Source organism: Mediterraneibacter sp. 210702-DFI.5.30, assembly GCF_020560115.1.
Taxonomy (GTDB): Bacteria; Bacillota; Clostridia; order Lachnospirales; family Lachnospiraceae; genus Mediterraneibacter; species Mediterraneibacter faecis.
Genome location: NZ_JAJCME010000004.1, coordinates 104,517 through 124,057 on the forward strand (window position 1 = coordinate 104,517; position 19,541 = coordinate 124,057).

Annotated in this window: 26 protein-coding genes; 1 reads left to right on the forward strand and 25 read right to left on the reverse strand. The window is 44.3% G+C overall.

Annotation, left to right across the window (positions count from 1 at the left end; translation table 11 throughout):
* Positions 1–104: 104 nt before the first annotated feature.
* The 3 genes from LI126_RS05700 to LI126_RS05710 all read right to left on the reverse strand — a co-directional run bounded on the left by LI126_RS05700 (position 105) and on the right by LI126_RS05710 (position 1,837).
* Complete coding sequence (locus LI126_RS05700) at positions 105–812, reverse strand: conjugal transfer protein (protein ID WP_227061782.1); 708 nt, start codon at positions 810–812, stop codon at positions 105–107.
* A 2-nt stretch (positions 813–814) separates the two neighbouring features.
* Entirely contained in the window at positions 815–1,447 is a 633-nt protein-coding gene (locus tag LI126_RS05705) for a CatB-related O-acetyltransferase (protein ID WP_227061781.1), read from the reverse strand.
* 126 nt (positions 1,448–1,573) lie between these two features.
* Entirely contained in the window at positions 1,574–1,837 is a 264-nt protein-coding gene (locus tag LI126_RS05710) for a CD3324 family protein (protein WP_117504873.1), read from the reverse strand.
* 352 nt (positions 1,838–2,189) lie between these two features.
* On the opposite strand from LI126_RS05710, the gene LI126_RS05715 reads away from it, so the two are divergent.
* Positions 2,190–2,549: a helix-turn-helix transcriptional regulator gene (locus tag LI126_RS05715; RefSeq protein WP_227061779.1), complete on the forward strand. Its 360-nt coding sequence runs from the start codon at positions 2,190–2,192 to the stop codon at positions 2,547–2,549.
* A gap of 25 nt (positions 2,550–2,574) precedes the next feature.
* On the opposite strand, the gene LI126_RS05720 is transcribed toward LI126_RS05715, so the two are convergent.
* The 22 genes from LI126_RS05720 to LI126_RS05825 all read right to left on the reverse strand — a co-directional run bounded on the left by LI126_RS05720 (position 2,575) and on the right by LI126_RS05825 (position 19,466).
* Positions 2,575–4,335 carry a lysozyme family protein gene (locus LI126_RS05720; protein WP_117504875.1) on the reverse strand — a complete coding sequence of 587 codons (1,761 nt, stop codon included), beginning with the start codon at positions 4,333–4,335 and terminating at the stop codon, positions 2,575–2,577.
* Between the two features lie 53 nt (positions 4,336–4,388).
* Positions 4,389–5,162: a class B sortase gene (srtB, locus tag LI126_RS05725; protein WP_117504910.1), complete on the reverse strand. Its 774-nt coding sequence runs from the start codon at positions 5,160–5,162 to the stop codon at positions 4,389–4,391.
* Positions 5,163–5,241: 79 nt separating this feature from the next.
* A complete protein-coding gene (locus LI126_RS05730) occupies positions 5,242–5,646 on the reverse strand; it encodes a DUF6075 family protein (protein ID WP_077744917.1) in 405 nt (134 codons plus the stop codon).
* Positions 5,627–6,415, reverse strand: a complete 789-nt coding sequence (locus LI126_RS05735; protein ID WP_227165021.1) for a DNA-methyltransferase — start codon at positions 6,413–6,415, stop codon at positions 5,627–5,629. Before LI126_RS05735 ends, LI126_RS05730 begins: the two co-directional genes overlap by 20 nt.
* 49 nt (positions 6,416–6,464) lie before the next feature.
* Positions 6,465–8,798 (reverse strand): VirB4-like conjugal transfer ATPase, CD1110 family, encoded by a 2,334-nt coding sequence (locus LI126_RS05740; RefSeq protein ID WP_101874540.1) that lies wholly within the window; start codon positions 8,796–8,798, stop codon positions 6,465–6,467.
* The gene (locus LI126_RS05745) at positions 8,791–9,219 is read right to left on the reverse strand and encodes a PrgI family protein (protein WP_117504879.1); all 429 of its coding nucleotides are present in this window, start codon (positions 9,217–9,219) and stop codon (positions 8,791–8,793) included. The genes LI126_RS05740 and LI126_RS05745 overlap by 8 nt, the downstream gene beginning before the upstream one ends.
* Before the next feature lies 1 nt (position 9,220).
* A complete protein-coding gene (locus LI126_RS05750) occupies positions 9,221–9,457 on the reverse strand; it encodes a hypothetical protein (RefSeq protein WP_117504931.1) in 237 nt (78 codons plus the stop codon).
* Between the two features lie 87 nt (positions 9,458–9,544).
* Positions 9,545–9,862 (reverse strand): type II toxin-antitoxin system RelE/ParE family toxin, encoded by a 318-nt coding sequence (locus LI126_RS05755; RefSeq protein ID WP_117504881.1) that lies wholly within the window; start codon positions 9,860–9,862, stop codon positions 9,545–9,547.
* Between the two features lie 3 nt (positions 9,863–9,865).
* Positions 9,866–10,132, reverse strand: a complete 267-nt coding sequence (locus tag LI126_RS05760; RefSeq protein ID WP_008976571.1) for a type II toxin-antitoxin system Phd/YefM family antitoxin — start codon at positions 10,130–10,132, stop codon at positions 9,866–9,868.
* A gap of 95 nt (positions 10,133–10,227) precedes the next feature.
* A complete protein-coding gene (locus LI126_RS05765) occupies positions 10,228–11,064 on the reverse strand; it encodes a hypothetical protein (protein WP_101874542.1) in 837 nt (278 codons plus the stop codon).
* A gap of 5 nt (positions 11,065–11,069) precedes the next feature.
* Complete coding sequence (locus tag LI126_RS05770) at positions 11,070–11,675, reverse strand: MT-A70 family methyltransferase (protein WP_227165022.1); 606 nt, start codon at positions 11,673–11,675, stop codon at positions 11,070–11,072.
* 49 nt (positions 11,676–11,724) lie between these two features.
* The gene (locus LI126_RS05775) at positions 11,725–12,099 is read right to left on the reverse strand and encodes a glutamyl-tRNA amidotransferase (RefSeq protein ID WP_117504883.1); all 375 of its coding nucleotides are present in this window, start codon (positions 12,097–12,099) and stop codon (positions 11,725–11,727) included.
* A gap of 14 nt (positions 12,100–12,113) precedes the next feature.
* On the reverse strand, positions 12,114–13,907 hold the full coding sequence (locus LI126_RS05780) for a VirD4-like conjugal transfer protein, CD1115 family (protein WP_227061775.1): 1,794 nt from the start codon (positions 13,905–13,907) through the stop codon (positions 12,114–12,116).
* Positions 13,894–14,091: a hypothetical protein gene (locus LI126_RS05785; RefSeq protein ID WP_004848373.1), complete on the reverse strand. Its 198-nt coding sequence runs from the start codon at positions 14,089–14,091 to the stop codon at positions 13,894–13,896. Before LI126_RS05785 ends, LI126_RS05780 begins: the two co-directional genes overlap by 14 nt.
* A gap of 15 nt (positions 14,092–14,106) precedes the next feature.
* The gene (locus LI126_RS05790) at positions 14,107–14,967 is read right to left on the reverse strand and encodes a hypothetical protein (protein ID WP_117504887.1); all 861 of its coding nucleotides are present in this window, start codon (positions 14,965–14,967) and stop codon (positions 14,107–14,109) included.
* Positions 14,967–15,785: a PcfB family protein gene (locus LI126_RS05795; protein WP_117504889.1), complete on the reverse strand. Its 819-nt coding sequence runs from the start codon at positions 15,783–15,785 to the stop codon at positions 14,967–14,969. The genes LI126_RS05790 and LI126_RS05795 overlap by 1 nt, the downstream gene beginning before the upstream one ends.
* A complete protein-coding gene (locus LI126_RS05800) occupies positions 15,727–17,202 on the reverse strand; it encodes a relaxase/mobilization nuclease domain-containing protein (RefSeq protein ID WP_330635056.1) in 1,476 nt (491 codons plus the stop codon). The genes LI126_RS05795 and LI126_RS05800 overlap by 59 nt, the downstream gene beginning before the upstream one ends.
* Entirely contained in the window at positions 17,139–17,471 is a 333-nt protein-coding gene (locus LI126_RS05805; RefSeq protein WP_117504894.1) for a plasmid mobilization protein, read from the reverse strand. The genes LI126_RS05800 and LI126_RS05805 overlap by 64 nt, the downstream gene beginning before the upstream one ends.
* Entirely contained in the window at positions 17,464–17,583 is a 120-nt protein-coding gene (locus LI126_RS05810; protein ID WP_101874550.1) for a DUF3789 domain-containing protein, read from the reverse strand. The genes LI126_RS05805 and LI126_RS05810 overlap by 8 nt, the downstream gene beginning before the upstream one ends.
* Before the next feature lie 162 nt (positions 17,584–17,745).
* Positions 17,746–18,048: a hypothetical protein gene (locus LI126_RS05815; protein ID WP_117504896.1), complete on the reverse strand. Its 303-nt coding sequence runs from the start codon at positions 18,046–18,048 to the stop codon at positions 17,746–17,748.
* A gap of 73 nt (positions 18,049–18,121) precedes the next feature.
* Positions 18,122–19,111, reverse strand: a complete 990-nt coding sequence (locus tag LI126_RS05820; RefSeq protein WP_117504898.1) for a DUF3991 and TOPRIM domain-containing protein — start codon at positions 19,109–19,111, stop codon at positions 18,122–18,124.
* A 7-nt stretch (positions 19,112–19,118) separates the two neighbouring features.
* Positions 19,119–19,466, reverse strand: a complete 348-nt coding sequence (locus LI126_RS05825) for a DUF3848 domain-containing protein (RefSeq protein WP_117504900.1) — start codon at positions 19,464–19,466, stop codon at positions 19,119–19,121.
* Positions 19,467–19,541 lie beyond the last annotated feature (75 nt).

Sequence of the window (19,541 nt, forward strand, 5' to 3'; positions counted from 1 at the left end):
GTCTATATTATATCTCAAAATCTTTACACTGTCAAGATTTTAGATGAGGTTTCACTATAAATACTGGTTTAATGATTGTGATTACTCACAAATTCATTATCTCTTTAATAACTATTACAAAATTGATATTTTGTAACATACTCAAAGTCATTATTCTCAACATAATATACTCTATTTTCATTTACTGAATATACAAAGGAAACTCTTGTCGCCCATATTCCTTCCTGCTTCACAGATTTTAATATCTGGAATGCTTCAGCAACGGAAAAACTATCATTACAATGCTTAAGAAGTTCGTCAGCTCTTTCAAATCTGTCATCACCAGATACAATATATGGCTTCGTTATTTCTGGACTTAATATAGAATAGTTGGTTATGAGCGAATATTGGACTTTCTCCAATCTATATCCTAATCCAGGCTCTATTATTAGTACACGCCCTTTTTTATCTGATAACATAGCCTGCATAGTAGCATCTGGAGCATATACAATCCTGTTATTTTGCACGATATTTAATACATCATCAAGAGTAATTACACCTTTGATAAAACTTTCTGTTAATTCAGAAATAGTACGACACTTTGGAGCGTTGCTGTATTTTCCTTTTTCATTTCCATTTACATAAAGAAGCGTACCGACATTACCGTTCTTATTTACTCCGTGAAAAGAATGGTAACTACTATCAGGCATTTTTATACCAATATAAAATCTGTTCTTTTCTTCAATAACTTTATGAGTCCAAACAGAAAGATCTATGTCAAAGTTAAATCCAACAATGGTGTCTTTTCCATTATAAACAAATCTTGTACACATAGCTAAACCTCCACAATACGCTCCACACAGCCTGATTGAATGGCATCAAGATTTAGAGCAATCTTTTCATCTGACCAATTCCACCATTGAATATCAAGCAATGTATCGATTGTTTTGTCATCAAAGCGTTTTTTTATCGGCTTTGCAGGGACGCCGCCAACTACAGTATAAGGTGGAACATCTTTAGTAACTACAGCACGAGTGCCAATAATCGCTCCATCACCAATCTTAACTCCTGCAAAAATAATAGCTTCATAGCCAATCCAAACATCATTGCCAACAATAATATCACCTTTATTGTCCCACGATTTAATAACATCTTTTTTGCCAAGTGCCCATTCTTCAAAAAACAATGGGAATGGATAGGTTGAAAGTGATGACATGGAATGATTTGCACTATTAAACAAAAACTTTGCACCACATGCAATAGAACAAAATTTTCCGATAATCAACTTATCGTGATTTATTGGATAATGATACAATACATTATTCTGTTCAAACCCCTTTGGATCATTAACAAAGTCATTGTACATCGTGTAATCTCCGATTTTTATGTTGGGATTTGCAATCACATTTTTTAAATAAACTGTTTGTGTATCTCCTGTCCTTGGATAAATCTTATTTGAAATAGGCATTTTGTAATCCTCCTTGTGTTATACATTATAATTTTATCAATCACAAAAATGCTATTCAATGCACTAAACAATACAGCTTTGTTTAGTGTAAAAAAGAGAGCTACTTTCTCAGCAGCTCTCCTAAAATTATCTCTGATATATAATTTTTCGTATAGCAGATACCGAAAGAAAATATCGTTCAGCAAGCTCCTCCACAGAAATACCGTTATCATATTCCATAATGATAGCAGCATTGCGTTTTGCAAGTTCTTTTCGATACCCAGATAATTCACCCCAAGGTTTATGTTGTTCGTCTTTAGCAGGAATATAAATATATTCTGCCTGAACATACTTTTGCAATTCTTCGACCAACATATCAGGAAGAATTGCATTTGCATTAATGTATTTCATATAGGCTTCCTCCTTGATTGATAAAGTCAAGTAGCAAAGCCAGATATATTTACTTAGCGACTATAAATACTCCTTGCAAATGTCGCTTAACTTACTGGCTTTGCAAGGAGAAAAGCATCATTTTTCCTTTTTTTATTGATACACATATATATCACCGTCCCATTAGTATCTTGTTTCTTAGCATATCATATTCGAGCATATAATTCAATTATCCATATTCTTATTACGAATTTTAATTTCTTGAAACAAGAAATATTATCTCCTGTTTTAAGCACTGTCACTTTCTTTAATAAGAAGCCACATCTCTGTACAATATAGAAATATGAAGTATCAGAGGATAGGTGGTGAGTAAATGGACGATAGAAAGTGCAATCTGGACTTCGATTTTACTCCGATAGGTCAAGCTATTAAGAAAGCCCGCAATACGGAACATATGACAAGAGAAAGTTTAGCAGAGCTGTTGGACTATTCCGTGCGTCATGTACAGTCCATTGAAAACGATGGGCAGTTTCCAAGCATTCAGCTATTATTTTTCCTTGCCCGACGATTTCACATCTCACTTGACCAGTTCCTTTTCCCAGAGGAAAAAACGGTAAAAAGTTCTACACGCAGACAGGTCGATGCCCTGCTTAATGAGCTTGACGATAAAGAATTGTCGGTTATTGAAGCTACCGTCAGAAGTCTATGTAAGGCAAAAGAACCAGAGGAATAAACCTCTGGTTTTCTTTTGCCCTTTTTTAATATGCAGGGATACCATAACCGTAGATTACGCTGCTTCCAACAGGATAACTTCTCTGCTTACATTCATCCCCAGAGTTACCCTCAACGGTATAAACCGTACCATTTTCGCTTTTCTCCACGATCCCTGTGTGGTCGATTGTTCCATCTCCCTCCCAGTCAAAGAAGATGAGATTGCCCGCTGTCGGCTCGTAATCCCGACCTTGCCATTGTCCATTGTTCCGAAACCAATTCACACCATCCGAACAAAGGGAATATTTCGGTATAATCCCGCTTTCCAGATAACCGCATTGCTCGGCACACCACGATACAAAGCAGGCACACCATTCCACACGGCTGTCAAAACCGTACCACGACCAATAAGGCTCACCGCCCACATTACCAAGCTGCGTTAAAGCAACCTCTACAATCGCCTGATTACCACCGCTTGTAAATGCCCGTCCGTATGGATAGTAACGAAGCACATGAGCGACATACTGCGTATCGCCATAGCTGTCCCATCCCAAGCGTTCTGCCTGTATTGCGGAAAATTCTACGGCATTTGCATAGGAATATCCTCCATAGTTATTTTTCGCCCAAGATATATAGCCATTTCCAAAATTGTAGCCCTGCAAAGCAAGTTTAATATGCTCCATATCTACGGGGTTTTCCACCTCTGCCGCATTTAAGCAGTCTGCAAGATTTTGAATACCCACATCAATCGAATACTCTGGATCGGTAATTCCATTCGGGGTGTTGGGATACCTCGTGTTATATCCACACTCCGAAGCCTGCATCGGGTCATTTCCACGACCACCCGATTCCTGCATCATAACTGCCTTGATAAGCTCCACATATTCGGGAATACCGTGTTGACTGGCATACTGGCGTATCAATGGATCATAGGCTTCCACTTCCGCACTTACAGGAGTATAAGCGTTGCTGTTACCTCCGCCGCCAAAGAGGGACACGGCACAGCCAAGCAATACAACAATCAAAATTATAATTACTGCAACCCAACCACCTGCAACAATGGCGGCAATCAATGCTTTTGTACCCGCTATAATCGCTTTTACTGCTGACACGGTAGCTTTTGCTGTCGTTTTGACCGCAGCAGCGGACGCTTTCGCCGTGGCTCGTGCCGCCTGTGCCGCTTTCTGGGCAGCCTTGGCAGAAGCCTTTGCCGCTGCCTGTGCAGATTTAGCGGTGGTCTGTGTTGTTTTAATGGCAGCTTTTGAGGTTGCCTGTGCAGTCTTAACTGATTTCTGTGTCGTCTTGACTGTTCCTTTTGCAGCGGTTTTAATTGCATTTTTACTGTTTCGGGCAGATTGCTTTATGGTCTTTTGTGTCTGTCTTACCCCTTTCACACGCTGAACAGAGGTATTAGACGCAGAAGAACGGCTCACCGTTCCGTAATGGAATTGTGAGCCATTCTGTCCTGCAGCATTTGCCCTTTGGCTTTGGACTGTTTCCATCATCCTTTTTTGCTTGAACTCAAAAGCCTTGTCCTTCGCCTTAACAATGTTCTCTTTCGTGGTGCGAACGCTTTTCTGTCCCTGTTTGTCAAATTGATAGACACCCTCAGCAGTCACACGCTCAGCGGTGTGGGACACCTTATCAGCAGCATATTCTGTGGCAGAGTTTTCCTCCGCATAGCAGCTCTGCTCTGCTTTATCCTTTGTCTTGGTATAAGCAGATTTCATACGCTCCGAAGCAACAGCAGCCTTATCAATGGTCTTGATTGTTCCTTTGACCGCATCTCTGGTTTTAATCTTCGCCATACAAAACCTCCCTTCCAAGAATACAGCACATCCTTTGAGATTTTGCGGTCACATTAAACAACCTTTTTTGCCACAACCACAAGCCTGCCATTTTGAGCAGAATATTCACAAGTCGAAAGGGTAATGAGCTTATCTCCATACTCAGCACTTACTCCCGTATCATAAAGAGCAAGTTCCTTACACTTGGCAACATATTCCGCAAAAGCTTCTTCTGTTTCTGCATTTACAAAATCGTAATAGCGATAACCCTCTGCACTATATGCCACAGTCTTAAATACCGCCACGATTTCATATTCTGCCTGCTCGGTCAGCGTATCAAACTGAATGGTCTTATGCTTTTCATAAAAGCTCTTGGACTTATAGCTTTCCAACGCACCAAACATCTTGCCGCCTTTGATGTGGTGTCCGTAAATGATCAGGTTATCGCTATTTAAGATGTCACAATTTTCCTGAATATACGGTACACCCAAATCGCTGTATTCTTTTTCAAAATTTCGCTTGAGATAAAAGTTCGGATTGTTCTTTGTCTGCATGACAGGATAATTGAGCTTTGTTCCATCAATAGCGATCCATCCCACCATATCTTCATTCTGCAAATAAAGTTCTCTATACTTTGCAAGAACATCCTCGCCCTCGCTGACAGGCGTATCCCCAGAAGCAGGCTCACTTTCGGGAGCTTCTTCCACCACTTCGGCAATCTGTTCAAAGGCTTCTGTCTGTTCCTCCACCTGTGCATAATGATGATAGATGTGAAAACCGCAAAAAGCCGCCGTACCAAGCAGGCACACGGCGGCAGTCAAACAAATCTGTTTCTTATATTTCTTCAGATAATCTTTCATAGGCTATTCCTTTCTTCATTCCTGCCCTGTTTTCTGGGCATCGTGGTACACCCGCAGGGTGTTTTCTTTAGCGTGTATGGTCGTTCTGTTTTTGGGGCGTATGAAGTTCCCTGCAATATTCTGGGTATCGAACCTTAATGCCCTCCATAAAATACGGGGCGAACTCACAGCAAAATAAATCTTCTGGCGTAAAGCTCGTTTCCCGACCTTCCTCTACATAGTTGTTCCAGAGATTAAAGGCAAGGTGGCAGACCTTGACCGTTCCGCTTGTCTGCCACCCTCCATACATCCCTTCTGGTTCAATACAGTCTTGCTTAAAATCAAACATCTGATTGATATTTGCCCTTGTTTCTCCTGCAATGCCCATTACATAGAAAAATGCCCTGTGATAACAGTCGTTGACTTTACACTTTGACATCATTTCCAGAAAGAAATCACGATGCTCTTTCGATTTAAAAATAATTTGTGACATTCCTCTTTTCTACCTCCTTAATTCGATTTTGTGCAATTTCAAAATACGCCTTATCAATCTCCGCCCCCAGATAGGCTCTCTGGGTTTGTATCGCTGCTAATGCTGTACTGCCTGTTCCCATAAACCCATCAAAAACCAACTCGCCCTGTAAACTGGAAATCTGTATCAACCACGATAAACACTCCACATTTTTTATCGTTGGATGATAAATCTGATGCTGTTTTTGCCATACGGAATTATAGGTCGCTTTCGGATATTCTTCGCCAAACCAACAGGCATTGAAGCGTGTCTTATATTTTTTACTTCGTTCTCTGCCTGCATGGTACTGCGTTCCTTCTTTTTTCCTATTCTCAAGAAGTGTTGTATGCTGAAAAGTTCGCCGTCCTTTCTGGCAGAAAATAATCCACTCTGCATTATTGGCATAGCTGCCTGTTAAGTCGCCAATCCCTCCAATCGTACCTTTTTCCACGATCAGACAATTCTTTACCGTAAAGCCTGCCCGTTTCAAACAGTCATAATGGTAGGGATAGCAGTCAAAACGGGTAAAAAAATAAGCGTGGGAGTTCTCACGCAAAATGCGGTAGCTTTCCCTCGCAAACCGTTCATAATCTATCCCCATATCTCCAGTTAAAACAGCGTGGGGCTGCCTTGCAAAATGATTTCGGTAAGAGATACCATAAGGCGGATCAGTTAAAATGAGTGATACATAGTTATCGGGAATTTGTGCCAACAACTCCATACAATCGGTATGATAAATTTGATTACACAATCCCTTTCTTTCCACCTGTGCCTGTAAAAGCTCTCCGTCACCCATCCGATTAAACCTCTCCAAACTTGGTTGTCATCAGCCTGTAAAGCTCTGTATTTCTTGGGAACTTATTGACAAACGGTACAAGGGAGCTGCCTACCTTTAAAAGCCCCTGTCCTGCCCCCACATTTGTGATATAGCTCATCTGAAGGTCTGAGATATTCAGGAGTTTGGCAAGCTCAAGTCTGTCGGTGGATGCCTGATTGAGCATAATGATAAACTCGGAGTTTGCAAGCATTGTCCTTGCCGTATGGCTCTGTAACAGGTCGTCCACATTCTGGGTAATACCTGTACAGTAAGCACCGTACTTACGCACACGCTTCCAGAGGGTAAAAAGGAAGTTTGCACTGTATTCGTGTTGGAACAGCAGGTAAATCTCATCAATGAAGATAAAGGTGTTTCTTCCTTTTGCTCTGTTCTGGGTGATACGGTTTAAGATACTGTCAAGCACTACAAGCATACCAATCGGCTGCAACTGCTTTCCTAAATCAAGGATGTCATAACAGATAAGTCGGCTCTTTGTATCCACATTGGTATGCTTAGCAAAGGTATTCAAAGAACCGTCTGTAAACAGCTCAATGGCAAGGGCAATCTCCTGTGCTTCTGGCTCATTCTGCTTTAACAATTCCTCACGGAAGTCCTGCAAAGTCGGCGGTGTTCCCATATAGTTGCCCTGCTGATAATAGCGGTACACACTTGCCGTACAGCGGTCAATGATGGACTTCTGCTTTGCACCAAGACTGTTGCCGCCGATAAGCTGCTCGCACAGGGATAAAATAAACTCTGATTTCAGAATGACAGGGTTTGCACCGTCACCATAATCAGAGTTCATATCCATAGCGTTGATGTGGCTTTCACTTGTGGCAGAGATGTGAATGACTTCTCCCTGCATTGCTTTTACAAGAGGGGAATATTCTCGCTCTGGGTCAATAATAATGACATCCGCATTAGGGTCTGTGAGAATGATATTGGTCATTTCTTCCTTCGCCGTAAACGATTTACCTGCACCAGATACACCTAAAATAAAGGAGTTTCCGTTTAACAGGTGGCGGCGGTTTGCAATGATCATATTTTTGCTGATCACATTCTGCCCGTAATACACACCGTTCTCGTGATAGATTTCCTGCACACGGAAGGGGATAAATACCGCAAGGCTCTCTGTGGTAAGGGTACGCAGGGCGTCAATCTTGCGGACACCAAAGGGCAGGGCGGTATTCAATCCATCCATCTGCTGATATTTCAGTACCGCAAACTGGCACAGGTGCTTTCTGGCGGTAGTAAGAAGTGCTTCCGTATCATTGTCAAGCTGCTCTTTCGTTTCTGCCGTATGCACCATTGTCAAAACAGCAAACATCATCCTCTGGTCACGGGTCGTCAAATCGTCCAGAAATTCCTTGCTTTCCTTTCGCTGCTGTTCAAGGTCGTAGGGAATAACTGCGGAAAAGTTATTGTTCTGGTTTTGCTTTCTCTGCCAGTTTGTGATGTTGGTTTCCACACCCAAAAGCCTGTTTTCCACTTCTCTTACCGCTTCGTCCGTAGGAACAGGAACAACATCTACGGACAGCATCATATTTCTGTTCAGCTCACAAAGCTCTGCCACCATACTGTCTTTGATATATGCCGCATACTCACGAAGAAAAATCACACGCCCATATCTGTCACCAATACGGAAGTAGTCCTTTTCAAACTCGAAAGTATCAGGACAGATATAGTCCTTAAAATCGTGACCTTTTCGCATACTCAAAAGCATATCAAAAGCAAAACCTGTTTCCTCGCCTGTACGGTAAAAATCGTGAAAAATACGGAGTTTTTCTCCTGCGTCAAGCTCCACACACTTTGAGCCAAGACGGTTAAAATGCCCGATCAGGTCAGCACCCACACGGGCAAAATAATTTCGGGCTTCTTCAATATTCTTTTTGCAGACAGATACCGTCACATACTTATCCTGCACAATGGCATTTGCACCTGTTGCCTTATCAAGCAGCATTTTGTTATATTCCTTGCGGTACTTATCCAGTCCATCGTCTGCCATTGGGATTAAGATCGTCTGCTCAAAGTCTGCCTTGTTAAGACGCCTGTTGTTAATGGTAATCTTCGTAGTCGCACCGCTGTCAAGGGCGTTGAGAAGTTCTGAATATTCAAGGAACATCGCTTCCTTATCCTCACGGCTTGCCACCGCATAGTTAATATCCTCAAACTTAAATGTCTTTGCATACTTGTTCTTTCCCACAAGGAAAACGCCGTCCTCCCAGATCGTCTTAATCGGGATCACCGATTGCACCGATTTGGGTACGACAAACTTTTCCTTATCCTGTTTAAACAGATTTTTCAATGTTTTAATCATTCGATACCTCCTTGCTCTTTTGAGATTTCTTTCTCTGTCTGCTCTTTTGCTTTCTGTGGATACGGATACCCAGAGCTTCTTTTTCGTGGATGTCAATCGTTTCTTTTAAGGCTTCATAGTAGAGATTATCTGGGGAAAACAACAGCTTTTTCGGCATGATAAACTCTGATTTTATCCACGCCCAGACGAACTGCTCCGCTGTCATCCCGTTGTACTTGATAAAACCCAACGCTGCAAAAGGCGAAGTTCCTAAAATACACATCCAGCTTAATGTTTCCGTGCCAAAGTAGGGACGGAGAAGAAAATACAAAGCCACCGCCACACCGCAGGCAAGGACAGAAAAAATGAACTGCCGCATCGACAGTCCAAAAAACATACTCTCCGTATAATTACGGATCTCCTTATTTATCTTGACTTCCATATTAGCACCATCCCTTCTTGACCTCTCCTGTCGCTATAAAAAGGATGCTGCGTTTTGGAACATAAAGCAATCCTGAAACAGCATCTCCTATTTCAAATATTTTGTTGTCGTCTGCCTTTTGGAATTTTCCCACCAGTCCTTTTTCAACAGGCAGATCGTATTCTTCTGACGCTTCAATCACTTCTCCGTTCAGTAAATGGATACGATAAATCTGGTAATATTTTTCTTCTTTCTTCATTTCTATCATCCTTTCCTTGTTGATAATTTTAGGCATAAAAAAATCGCCACCAACTGTAAGTGACGATTTCTGAAAGTTATTTTGTTGCTATCGAATGAGCCAACTGTAATCCTTACGGCAATCTAAGATATACTCCACATACACCGTATCATCTTGTATTTGATAGAGGACAAGATACCACTTCTCAATAAACATCTTGTGATATTTATTCGGTGTGATATAGGGTTCTTCAAAAAATGGAAAACGCTGCGGCATCTGGCAGAGGGAACGCATAGCGGTCATAATCTCTTTCTTTTTTGCCGCTGCTGCTTCTTTGTTGACCTGTGCCATAAAACGGATATGTGTTCCCAACATTCTCTTTGCCCTGTCAGAAACAATGACTTTGTATCTCTTGTTCTCTGTCATACGCTACACCTCTGCAATCACATCATCAAGGTAAGCGTCCAGTTCATCAAGCGTACAGCCAACTCTGCCTGCCATTCTATCTTCCTCTACGGCAAGCAGTTCCTCACGCAGCTTCAGCATTTTCTCCCTGCGGTTATAAGTTTCAATATCCATAACGACTAAATCTCCCTCGCCGTTCTTGGTAAGGAAAATCGGCTCTGCGGTCTTTCTGCACATATCGGCAATCTCGTTGTAATTCTGGCGGATTGCTGCGGATGGTCGAATATTCATAACAAAACCTCCTTCTCGTATATTAGATAGTATTATTCTACCCATATTATACTCATTTCATACAACCAAGTCAATATGCACAGAAAAATTTTGCATTACAATCCCATCATCTCACGCACTACTCGGTCTGCCATTTTGACCGCACCGACTAAGATGAGCATATTAAAAATCAGCTCGCCCACATAACTCCACACCATTGTAACTGCCGCCGCATCAGGATTGACTACGGGCGGAGCTGCGGCAAAGAGGGAAAAGATAATACAGGCAAGCACAATGATTGCTCCCTCAAGGCAGACCGCAGAATAGCTCTTGATAAAACTCTTGCCTACACTCTGGCTCGGCTCTCCTGCAAATGCAGATAACGGCACAGGTGCAATGGCGGTATAAAGATAGAGCTTAAAAAACCTGCCGTACACCGACATAATCATAATGAACGACAAGACCGTAATAAACAGACCGCCGATCAAGGTGACTGCCCATAAGGGAATACTCTCGAAAAAGCCACAGTCCTCAACTGCTGTTACAATTTCCTGCGGCAATACCGTATCGGTTGCCGAACCAAAACCTGCGGCGTTCATTATGGTAGAAATCAAGCCTTGTACGATATTAAAAAGAGCCATCATCAACTCCAGACCATAAGTGACCGCACCTTTCGCAAGGGCAAAACGGATAAACAGCTTCAATGCCTGTTCGGGGCGTTTGACCTCTGCAAAATTGCCACAGGTACGCATTACGCCTACCACAAAAAACAGCACCAAAAGGGCAAGTCCGATCGCCTGCACCGCACCGTGGATACCGACGATCACATCCCATATCGTGCCGCCTTTGAACTGCTCTGGGGATTGGGTAATAATCTGCCATATCTCCGCTAACTTTTCATTCCAAGTGTTCAAAGCGTTCTCCAAATTCTGAACTACCCAGTTATCAGACACATCGATCACCTCCATTCTTTTTCTGTATCACTGCTTATTTCAATATCACTTTCCACCTCGTTTCCCCAAGCATCCCATCCCTCTGTCTTTTCACGGGCAAATAATTCCACACGGGGCAAGTCCCCCATAAGCTCTACGATTTTCTCTCTTGCTTCTTCGGGCTTTTGGCTGTGTCCTCGGATTGGACTGATAAGAAACTGATGGACACGGTTGGAATTTCGGTGCGGTTTCCCTTTGATAGCAAGCAGACAGATTTCCGCATTGCCCCTTGTCCAAAAGCCCAGACCGAAAAACCAACCTTTTCCACTTTTATTCTGCTTCAGCCAGACAAAGGCTACTGTTTTGTACTGAAAGCCCCACGCCTTAATCACACGCAGAGCTTCAGGAAGCTGGGGAAAAGTCGCCCATAGAAACAAGACACAATCCTTTGCTGCAATCTCCTCTACCTTCAGCCCGCAAATATCTTTCACGCTCATTGTGGGATAATGATGTTCCGCAGCCCCCGACAACCTTTTCTGTTGGTATCGCCACGGTGGATCGGCATAAATGATATTGTATTTCTGGTTATTCTCTATTTTGTACCCTCCTTTCCTCCTGCGGTGCAGTTCCAAAGGAAACCGCACCGCAGGTATTGTCTTTTCTTTCTTCCTTACCTCAAACTTAACCTGTGATAAGGGTTAAAATCTCTTTTGCAAAGGTAATCACAACGCCGCCTGCAAGGGTCAGAAAGCCGTTTGCTCTCTGAGAGGGGTCGTGAGATTTCAGGGATAAACCGATCTGCACGATACCAAAGCCAAGCATAATCATTCCGACAGCCCTTACCAGACCGAAGATAAAGTCGGACAGGTTATTCACTACGGTCAACGGATCGCCTGCGGCAAAGGCAGTCACGGAGCTGCCAAGCACAACGGTCATCGCCATCACCACCATACAGTAAAAGCGGAAGCCTTTCTTTACCCTGCCTGTCATCGGCAGCTTTGTGTTATTCTTCTGGGTGTTGTTCTTCTGGGTGTCATTCTTCTTAAATAATCTCATACAGTAATTCCTCCTTAAATTTTGAATAATTCCTCTAAGTCCTCCTCGGACAGAAGCTCATAAGATGTGCTGACAGCCTGCACCGTTACAGCGTTCTTTGGAATATCGCTGTCAAACACAAGGGTTGCGACAGCCTGTGTCGGTTCGCCGTGCAGATAGGGCGGCATTCCTCCGTCCGTTGTCAGCTTTAAATTGGGGTGCTTTAAAATGTCATATTTCAAGTCCATCACAGGACGCTCCCCACGGATAAACAAAAGTGCGTAGCGGTTATCAAGCATACGCACTTCATCTGGGGTCAAAAGCTCACGCCCTGAGATTTGATAATTGGTGGAATAATTTCCGCTGCGACCAGAGCTTTTTCCATAGGTGTTCGTATCAATGGTTTCCTTTCCTAAAAACTCCGACACATACTTATGGGTACTCTGTTCGTTGCCACCCAGATACAAAAATTCGTCACAATTACCGCAAATGCTTTCCCATTGCTTTTCAAATAAGGCTTTGAGCTGTGCCAGATTTTGCAGGATGATGCTGACCGACACACCTCTCGACCTCATCACACTCAAAATCTTGTCGAAATCGTCTGGCAGCGAAACATTGGCAAATTCGTCCATAATAAAATGGCAATGCACAGGCAGGCTTCCTCCGTATTTGTGGTCGGCAAGATAAAAGAGCTGTTGAAAAATCTGGGTGTATAAAATCGACACAAGGAAGTTAAAGCTCGTGTCGTTGTCTGGGATCAGGGCAAACAGAGCCACCTTTTTCTCGCCTAATGACGGCAGGTCAAGCTCATCGGTAGCGGTTAAAGCCGCCACACTCTCAAGATTGAATTTCTCAAGCCTTGCGGCAAGGGTGATCTGGATGCTCTTTAAGGTCTTGGCACTACCAGAGTGGTAATCCTTGTAATACTTCACAGCGATATGGTCTGGGTTCTCCATTTCCAGACGGTCAAACAATTCGTCAAGAGGACTGATATAACTGTCATCATCCTCGTGGACTTCCCCTGCACGGAGTAACTCCATAACCATCGGGAAATTCTGCTCGTCCTTTGGTGCTTCGTATTTGAGATAGAATACCAAGGACAAAAGCAGCATACTTGCCGCCGTATCCCAGAACGGGTCTTGCGACTGGCTGCCTTTCGGGGTCGTTGCCTTAAAAAGATTGGTCACAAGCCTTTGCACATCGTTATCGTTCTTCAGATAGACAAAAGGATTGTAACAATGGCTCTTGTGCATATTGATAAGGTCAAGGACACGCACCTCATACCCTTTCTTTTCAAGCAACCCTCCCACATCTCGGACAATTTCTCCCTTTGGGTCTAAAACCACCATAGATGTGTTGCATTGCATAGCGTTGGGCTTGCAAAAGAAGCGGGTTTTTCCCGCCCCAGAACCGCCGCAGCAAAGAATGTTCAAGTTTCGGCGGTGCTTTTTCCCATCCAGACCGATACGGACATTCTGGGTCAGCAGCTTATTCGCAGACGGGTTCTTGTCTTGATATTTCTTGTTGATAGCACTTGCGTTGCCCCATTTTGCAGAACCGTGTTCCTCACGCCTGCGGTAGTTCTTCCGTGTAGAAAGATAAATGCCGATCCCCATCCCATAAACAAGCAAAAAAAGAAGGACAGTTTTTACGCTGTCCTCACACACCGTTATGTGAAACGGGTTGTTCATTGCTATGGGTAGGTTTTCAATAATTTCCACCAGACCGCCATCTACATACGGGGCGGTCAAGAGGGCAAACCACACGATGGGAAGAATACCGCAGACGGCAAGGATCAGGCTCGTTTTCTGATCGTTATCGTTCCTCACGGCACTTGCAGGGCAGCACCCTGACCTTTCTGCTCGGAGCTTCGGACACCTTGATAATCAGTTCATCCACAGGGTCGGTGGGGCGTTCCTCCTGTAACTGCTGTGTCCGCAAGGTGTTTAAGGCACGGATGACAATATTTTTATCATAAGCGTCCAATGCCAGATGGTAGCGTTCTTCTTTCATAAGCAGCACCTCGCCTTAGCGTTCCTGCTCTTTGCTTTTTGCAGGTTTATTCTTTTCAAGGCTCTTATACATCTCGCTTTGAATTTCTCCCAGAACATCACGCATAGAACCAAGCTCGCCTTTGAGTGCCTGTGCGTCCATTCCCTCATACTCTTTGGGGAGCTTATCGAAACGGAACGCCCTTGTATCCACACCGTAACGGGAACTGACCATATAGGCAACGCAGAACGATTTAAAATCAGACGCATCTCGGCTCTCGTTATACTTAAAATCAAAGACTGCCGCCGACACTTCCTTTGCCATACTCACAAAGAGCTGTTCCTCATTAAGCCCTGTCTTAATAAAAATGGTCTGCTGTCCGCTGTCATAAAAGGCAGGCAGTTCCAAATCGTCCACAGGCTGAAAACCAACAGGGCTTGCGTCAATCATTGCTGATACAAGCTCACGCATTCCCTTCTTTTCTTGTGGCGGCTGTCGGTTTGCTGCGGAAGTATCGGAAATATCATAAACTTCTTTTGCATTGTAACCGACTGCCTTTGTCCCGTCCTCACGAGTGTACTCTTTCCCTGGCTCAAGAATGATAACCTTCTGGGCGTCCTTATTTACATAGACACGGCTCTGCTTCCAAGCATTTTTATCCTTCAAAGAAGTCGCTTCAGGCATCTGGGCAGATACTAAAATCGCATTGTTGACAGAGTAACGGTCAAAACGCCCCTGTACCTCAAGATACTGCTGAAAAGCATCGCCGTCCGCAAGCATCTCGGTACAGGTGTTGTCAATCATTTCATAGGCTTCCTTACGCTGTGCCTGTTTTTGTGCTGCCCATTCCTCCTTATTAAACGGCTTACTGCCGCCAAATACATCGTAAATACTCATTATCTTGCTCCTTTCGATTTTTTCGGTTTCTTCCGTCTGGCAGGCTGCTTATGCTCTGTCTTTTTCACAGGCTGCTTTGCCTGATTGGAAGATTTTTCCTGATTGAGAGTCGGGGAAGTTTCTGTTTCCTGTTCCTTGCGGCTCTCTTTGATTTTCCGCAGTTCTTCCTTGACGGATGGTTTCTCCTTATTCAAAGTAGCCCCCTCTGCGGACTTGCTTCGCTTCTCTAAGGTAGGCTCGGACAGAGGGGACTTTTCTGTCTTTGCCACCGAGGGGTTTTGGGCATTGTCCTCTTTCTGGACAGGCTTCCCCATCAGGGCGTCTAATAATTGATCCTTCTGTGCTTTTTCCTGTACCCCGATGTCTGGCTCTGGCTGCCCTGTCTTTGCCGACTTACCGTCTTTTGTCTTTTCCGCTTCCTGTACGATGGTAGCGGTATCCACAGACGCCAAGCTGAAGCGTTCCACAATTCGGCTGATCTTCGATGCGTCCTCTGCTCTGGCAATCACATCCACAACCGCATTCGGGTCTTTATTTTTTCGGTCAGCCAATACACAGTAAAGAACCCCGTACCGTTTGGCTTCCTGCGTAAATTTTTTCAGGTCGCCACGCCTGACCGTAAAGACTTTCAACTCCTTGCCAGAACGGAGCATATTGGTAAGCCTTGACTTTCCTTTCGTTTTCTTTTCTTCCTTGAGAATGGTATAGAGCAGAATAGCGATATTCTTCGCCCCTGCCCCTGTAATTTTGGCAGCGACCTCAAAGCCCTCCAAGCTCATTCGGACGATCTGTTCTGCCGCTTCGCCGCCTGTGTTCATTCTTCATCAGCTCCTTTCGTTTGGTTTCCTGTTCTTCTGTCCGAATGGTCTGCAACTTCTCTTTTAAGACACCGCTTCGGACTTCGATGCCCTCACACAGTCTGACCTCCTTTCGTATCGTATTAAGCCGCCCTGTAATCTCGGAAATCTGAGCCTTGACCGCCTCTTTTTCTTCGCCGCTTGCTTTGCGGGAGAGGGAATAAAGTCCCTTACGCTTTGCGGTCAGCTCTGCCATCTCCGTTGTCAGAGAAGCCTTATATGACAAAAGCTGCTCTGCGGTGTCAATATGACAGCGGCAAAGCAGCCTTGTTTCCTTTGCGATCATCTCCATCTTCATAAGGTCGTCCTTCAAAAGATAATGAAGCTTCGCATAATCTTGTTTTCTGCCTTTTGGCAAGATGCCAAGCTTATAACAGTAATGAAGATACAGCCCCCGCAGTCCGCCTATCTTTCGGGCATTTTTCATTGTCCCTCGGACACGGAAAACCTTAACTTCTTTTGTGGACTTGGCAAACTGTGAAAATCTGACGGCATAGGAATTTTCCTTGATACGCTCCACAATGCGGTCATTGGTATAATCCTCGCCCAGCTTGTAAAGCCGTTTTGGTCTTTGCCATCCTTTCCCGATGATCGTCCAATACTTACGGTTTGGGTCAAAGTTAATGCGGTAGCCCATCTTTAACAGTTCACGGTCAAAGTCTTTCAGCGTAAACGACTTGCTGATGGCTTCGTCCACTGCCTGCCTTGCCACCGTATCTCTGGTAGGAAGTCCCTGCTTCTCCGCCTGATAAAGAGCGTAAGGCTTCTTCCTGCCGCTTGGCTGTTCAATCACGGACAGGGCATACTCACGACACAGTTCATCCGACCGCTTGCGGATCAGACGCAGATTTTTCTTGTTGTCGTGGTAATGCTTCCCGTCCGCAAAGGATACGGAATTTAACACAAAATGGTTATGCAGACAGTCCGTATTCAAATGGGTGGCGACAATCACTTGAAATCGGTCGCCCCACATACGCTCGGCAAGTTTCACCCCGACCTCGTGAGCCTGCTCTGGCGTGACCTCGCCCTGCTTAAAGCTCTGGTAGCCGTGATAGCAGACAATCTCACTTTCATCCTGCCATTGCCCTTTCGTTATCATCATTTCATCCCTTGCGGTGGCAGGGTCACAGTTGACGCCTGTGACAAAAAACTGCTTCTCCGTTTTTTCTCCGTTAGTAGCGTATTTCATCACATCACCTAATGCCTGCAAGTCTGCTTCCGTGTATTTGGGATTGACGGTCTTTTCTGGGTTTTTGGCGTAGTCGATAGGATGGTCAAGCCTGCCTTTCACATCCCATATCTCACAGACAGCCATTACCCCGATCCCTTTTTCGGAAGCAGATACTTCTTGCGAATGTCCATCTGGAACTGCCGCCACTTAACTGCTTCTTCCGTAAGCATCGGTGCATCCACAAAGTTCAGGGCGTTGGCTTTTGCCGCAAGCTGATTGACACGGTTGCCAATGGCAGACAGTTCCCGCATCATCTGGTAAAACTCTGGGACAGGCTTTTCGCACAGGCGGTAGCCTTTCACCATCGCCCTTAAAAACGCTTCTTTGGAACGCCCCGACTTTCGCACAAGCTCGTTAAGCTCATCGGCTTCCTCCTCCGTCAGCCGAAAGAGTACCTGCACATTTCGTTTACGCATCGGTCACACCCTTTCTGTCGGAGAGCCTTCCTATCTGCAAACAGCACATCAGCACAACACCTGTCAGACCGCCGACCATTGTGCCGATGATAAAAGAGATACACTCACTCATTCTTAACACTTCCTTTCCTTATTCCTGCCGTGCTTTACGGCATAATGGGATACCCTTGCGGTATTTCTTTTGATTGGGGGTATTAGGGGACTTCCCCTAACAAGCGAATTTGGTATCCGTCAAAAGATGGATAATCAAATTCAGTGCTTGGTAAGACCTGTCTTAGTCCTCGTACTCACACAGACATTCTCCACACGCTGGGCAAAGATACGGACATCCCGAACAATCCTCGTGGTTCATACACTCGGCCTCCTCTTCATCGGGCGTATCTTTTTCCTTTCCATCTTCCTTATCTACATCCTCAATCTTGGCTTCTCCGCAGACAAAATCTTCCTCAGAAAAAGAAATAAGGTCGGTGTCAAAGAGAATGATTTTGACTTTCTCCGCCGCCTGTTCGGTAGTATCTGCATAAACAGAAATGGTCTTTTCATAGTGTCCTGTAAGAGTAACTGCATATTTTTTCATTGGATAATTCCTCGCTTTCCTTCTTAAATTTGATGTTATTTTTAGTATCTTTCTGGAAATCATCATCCGACAATCAACGGGCATCCCCCCTTTCACGATGGTTTTTCTGCTGTCCGATACCCAGATAGGACAACAAAAAATCGTTGACATCCTTACCGACAGGCGGCGGTGCGTCAACGATCTCATAGTCTTTTTGCAACAATACTTTTAAGGCGGCGGTACACCGTCTGCCTGTATTGTCATTGTCTAAATGCAGATAGAGCGTTTTAATTTGCGTGTTTGCTTTCAAAAATGTGGATAGGGCAATGGGGATGGTGCTGTCTTTCAGCTCTTTCTTTGGCTGATACACCCCCGACAAAGAGAGTAGATTTTCTCCTTTGTAGTCCTTTCCCTCACATTTCAGATAAGTGGCATAGGACAGTAAATCAATGGCGGCTTCAAATAAATGCACCGAACTTGCAGGCTTATCTGCCAGAAGTCGGAACGAATACCGCTTGTCACTTCCCGAAGCATCCAGACGGAAGTTACCGCCAAGTCCTCGGTAGGCGGCGTATCTGGATACGCCTTTTTCATCCTTACCAACGAAAACAGCGTTGTGGTATCGTCCTGCACTCTCAAACAGGATACCTTCATCAATGCACTCCTGAATGATCTGCAAGTCAATTCCACGCCCGAACAGATAGTGAATGACCTGCTCATTGTTGGAATATCTGTCGGGTAAAAGCAGCACTTTTTCTTTCTGTTCCTTTGGAACAGGGGGCGGCGACACATAAGAAAACTCCCTGCCTGTCAAAATTTCAATGCTCTCCACAAAGCCAAAACCTCTGACTTTCATCAGATAATCAAGGGCAGATACGCCGCCAAAGCCCCTCGACCACCAATACCACTTGCCATTAGAAATCTTTAGGCTGTCGTGTTCGGCGGTACAATACACATTCGTTGTGCCTTTCACTTTTACAAGATTGCTCGGTTCACAGTCCCTAAGATAAGTTAAAAGGTCAATCTGTCTTGCCTGCTCGATGAGTGCAGGATCAAGAGGAACATAAGGCTTGTTACTTCTCATTTCTTTATTACCTCTCTCCCCAAGACAATATTTTTTCTGTCTTAACCATATAGTCTTTAAATTCTGTGATGGTCTGGCGTAAATCTTCCATATGGGTATAATCGGTTTCTAACCACTCATCATAAACCTCTTGTAACAGATTGGGCGATTTTAAGAGAGCTTTCGCCGCCTGTGGGGAATAATCTGTTTCCGAAAAACACTCGGCAATATCATTCTTCAATGTGATCTGATATGCTGCATCGTAGATTTCTTGCGGCGGTTTTCCTAACATTTCCTCCTGAAAAGCCGAAAGCTCACGCTGTACCTTGTCGGTCAGCCTTTGGTTCAGGGATTGCTTGTACTCCTGATAATTCACTTTTGCACCTCCTTGAAAATAAAATAAGCCGAGGGGATTATCGTTTGATAAACCTCTCGGCTATGTAAATTTAGT

What these genes read in the sequence shown, in the direction of transcription:
- LI126_RS05700 (WP_227061782.1), bottom strand. Translation starts at nt 812, where the DNA reads ATGTGTACAAGATTTGTTTATAATGGAAAAGACACCATTGTTGGATTT.
- LI126_RS05705 (WP_227061781.1), bottom strand. Translation starts at nt 1,447, where the DNA reads ATGCCTATTTCAAATAAGATTTATCCAAGGACAGGAGATACACAAACA.
- LI126_RS05710 (WP_117504873.1), bottom strand. Translation starts at nt 1,837, where the DNA reads ATGAAATACATTAATGCAAATGCAATTCTTCCTGATATGTTGGTCGAA.
- LI126_RS05715 (WP_227061779.1), top strand. Translation starts at nt 2,190, where the DNA reads ATGGACGATAGAAAGTGCAATCTGGACTTCGATTTTACTCCGATAGGT.
- LI126_RS05720 (WP_117504875.1), bottom strand. Translation starts at nt 4,335, where the DNA reads ATGGCGAAGATTAAAACCAGAGATGCGGTCAAAGGAACAATCAAGACC.
- LI126_RS05730 (WP_077744917.1), bottom strand. Translation starts at nt 5,646, where the DNA reads ATGTCACAAATTATTTTTAAATCGAAAGAGCATCGTGATTTCTTTCTG.
- LI126_RS05740 (WP_101874540.1), bottom strand. Translation starts at nt 8,798, where the DNA reads ATGATTAAAACATTGAAAAATCTGTTTAAACAGGATAAGGAAAAGTTT.
- LI126_RS05745 (WP_117504879.1), bottom strand. Translation starts at nt 9,219, where the DNA reads ATGGAAGTCAAGATAAATAAGGAGATCCGTAATTATACGGAGAGTATG.
- LI126_RS05750 (WP_117504931.1), bottom strand. Translation starts at nt 9,457, where the DNA reads ATGAAGAAAGAAGAAAAATATTACCAGATTTATCGTATCCATTTACTG.
- LI126_RS05755 (WP_117504881.1), bottom strand. Translation starts at nt 9,862, where the DNA reads ATGACAGAGAACAAGAGATACAAAGTCATTGTTTCTGACAGGGCAAAG.
- LI126_RS05760 (WP_008976571.1), bottom strand. Translation starts at nt 10,132, where the DNA reads ATGAATATTCGACCATCCGCAGCAATCCGCCAGAATTACAACGAGATT.
- LI126_RS05775 (WP_117504883.1), bottom strand. Translation starts at nt 12,099, where the DNA reads ATGAGATTATTTAAGAAGAATGACACCCAGAAGAACAACACCCAGAAG.
- LI126_RS05785 (WP_004848373.1), bottom strand. Translation starts at nt 14,091, where the DNA reads ATGAAAGAAGAACGCTACCATCTGGCATTGGACGCTTATGATAAAAAT.
- LI126_RS05790 (WP_117504887.1), bottom strand. Translation starts at nt 14,967, where the DNA reads ATGAGTATTTACGATGTATTTGGCGGCAGTAAGCCGTTTAATAAGGAG.
- LI126_RS05795 (WP_117504889.1), bottom strand. Translation starts at nt 15,785, where the DNA reads ATGAACACAGGCGGCGAAGCGGCAGAACAGATCGTCCGAATGAGCTTG.
- LI126_RS05805 (WP_117504894.1), bottom strand. Translation starts at nt 17,471, where the DNA reads ATGCGTAAACGAAATGTGCAGGTACTCTTTCGGCTGACGGAGGAGGAA.
- LI126_RS05810 (WP_101874550.1), bottom strand. Translation starts at nt 17,583, where the DNA reads ATGAGTGAGTGTATCTCTTTTATCATCGGCACAATGGTCGGCGGTCTG.
- LI126_RS05815 (WP_117504896.1), bottom strand. Translation starts at nt 18,048, where the DNA reads ATGAAAAAATATGCAGTTACTCTTACAGGACACTATGAAAAGACCATT.
- LI126_RS05820 (WP_117504898.1), bottom strand. Translation starts at nt 19,111, where the DNA reads ATGAGAAGTAACAAGCCTTATGTTCCTCTTGATCCTGCACTCATCGAG.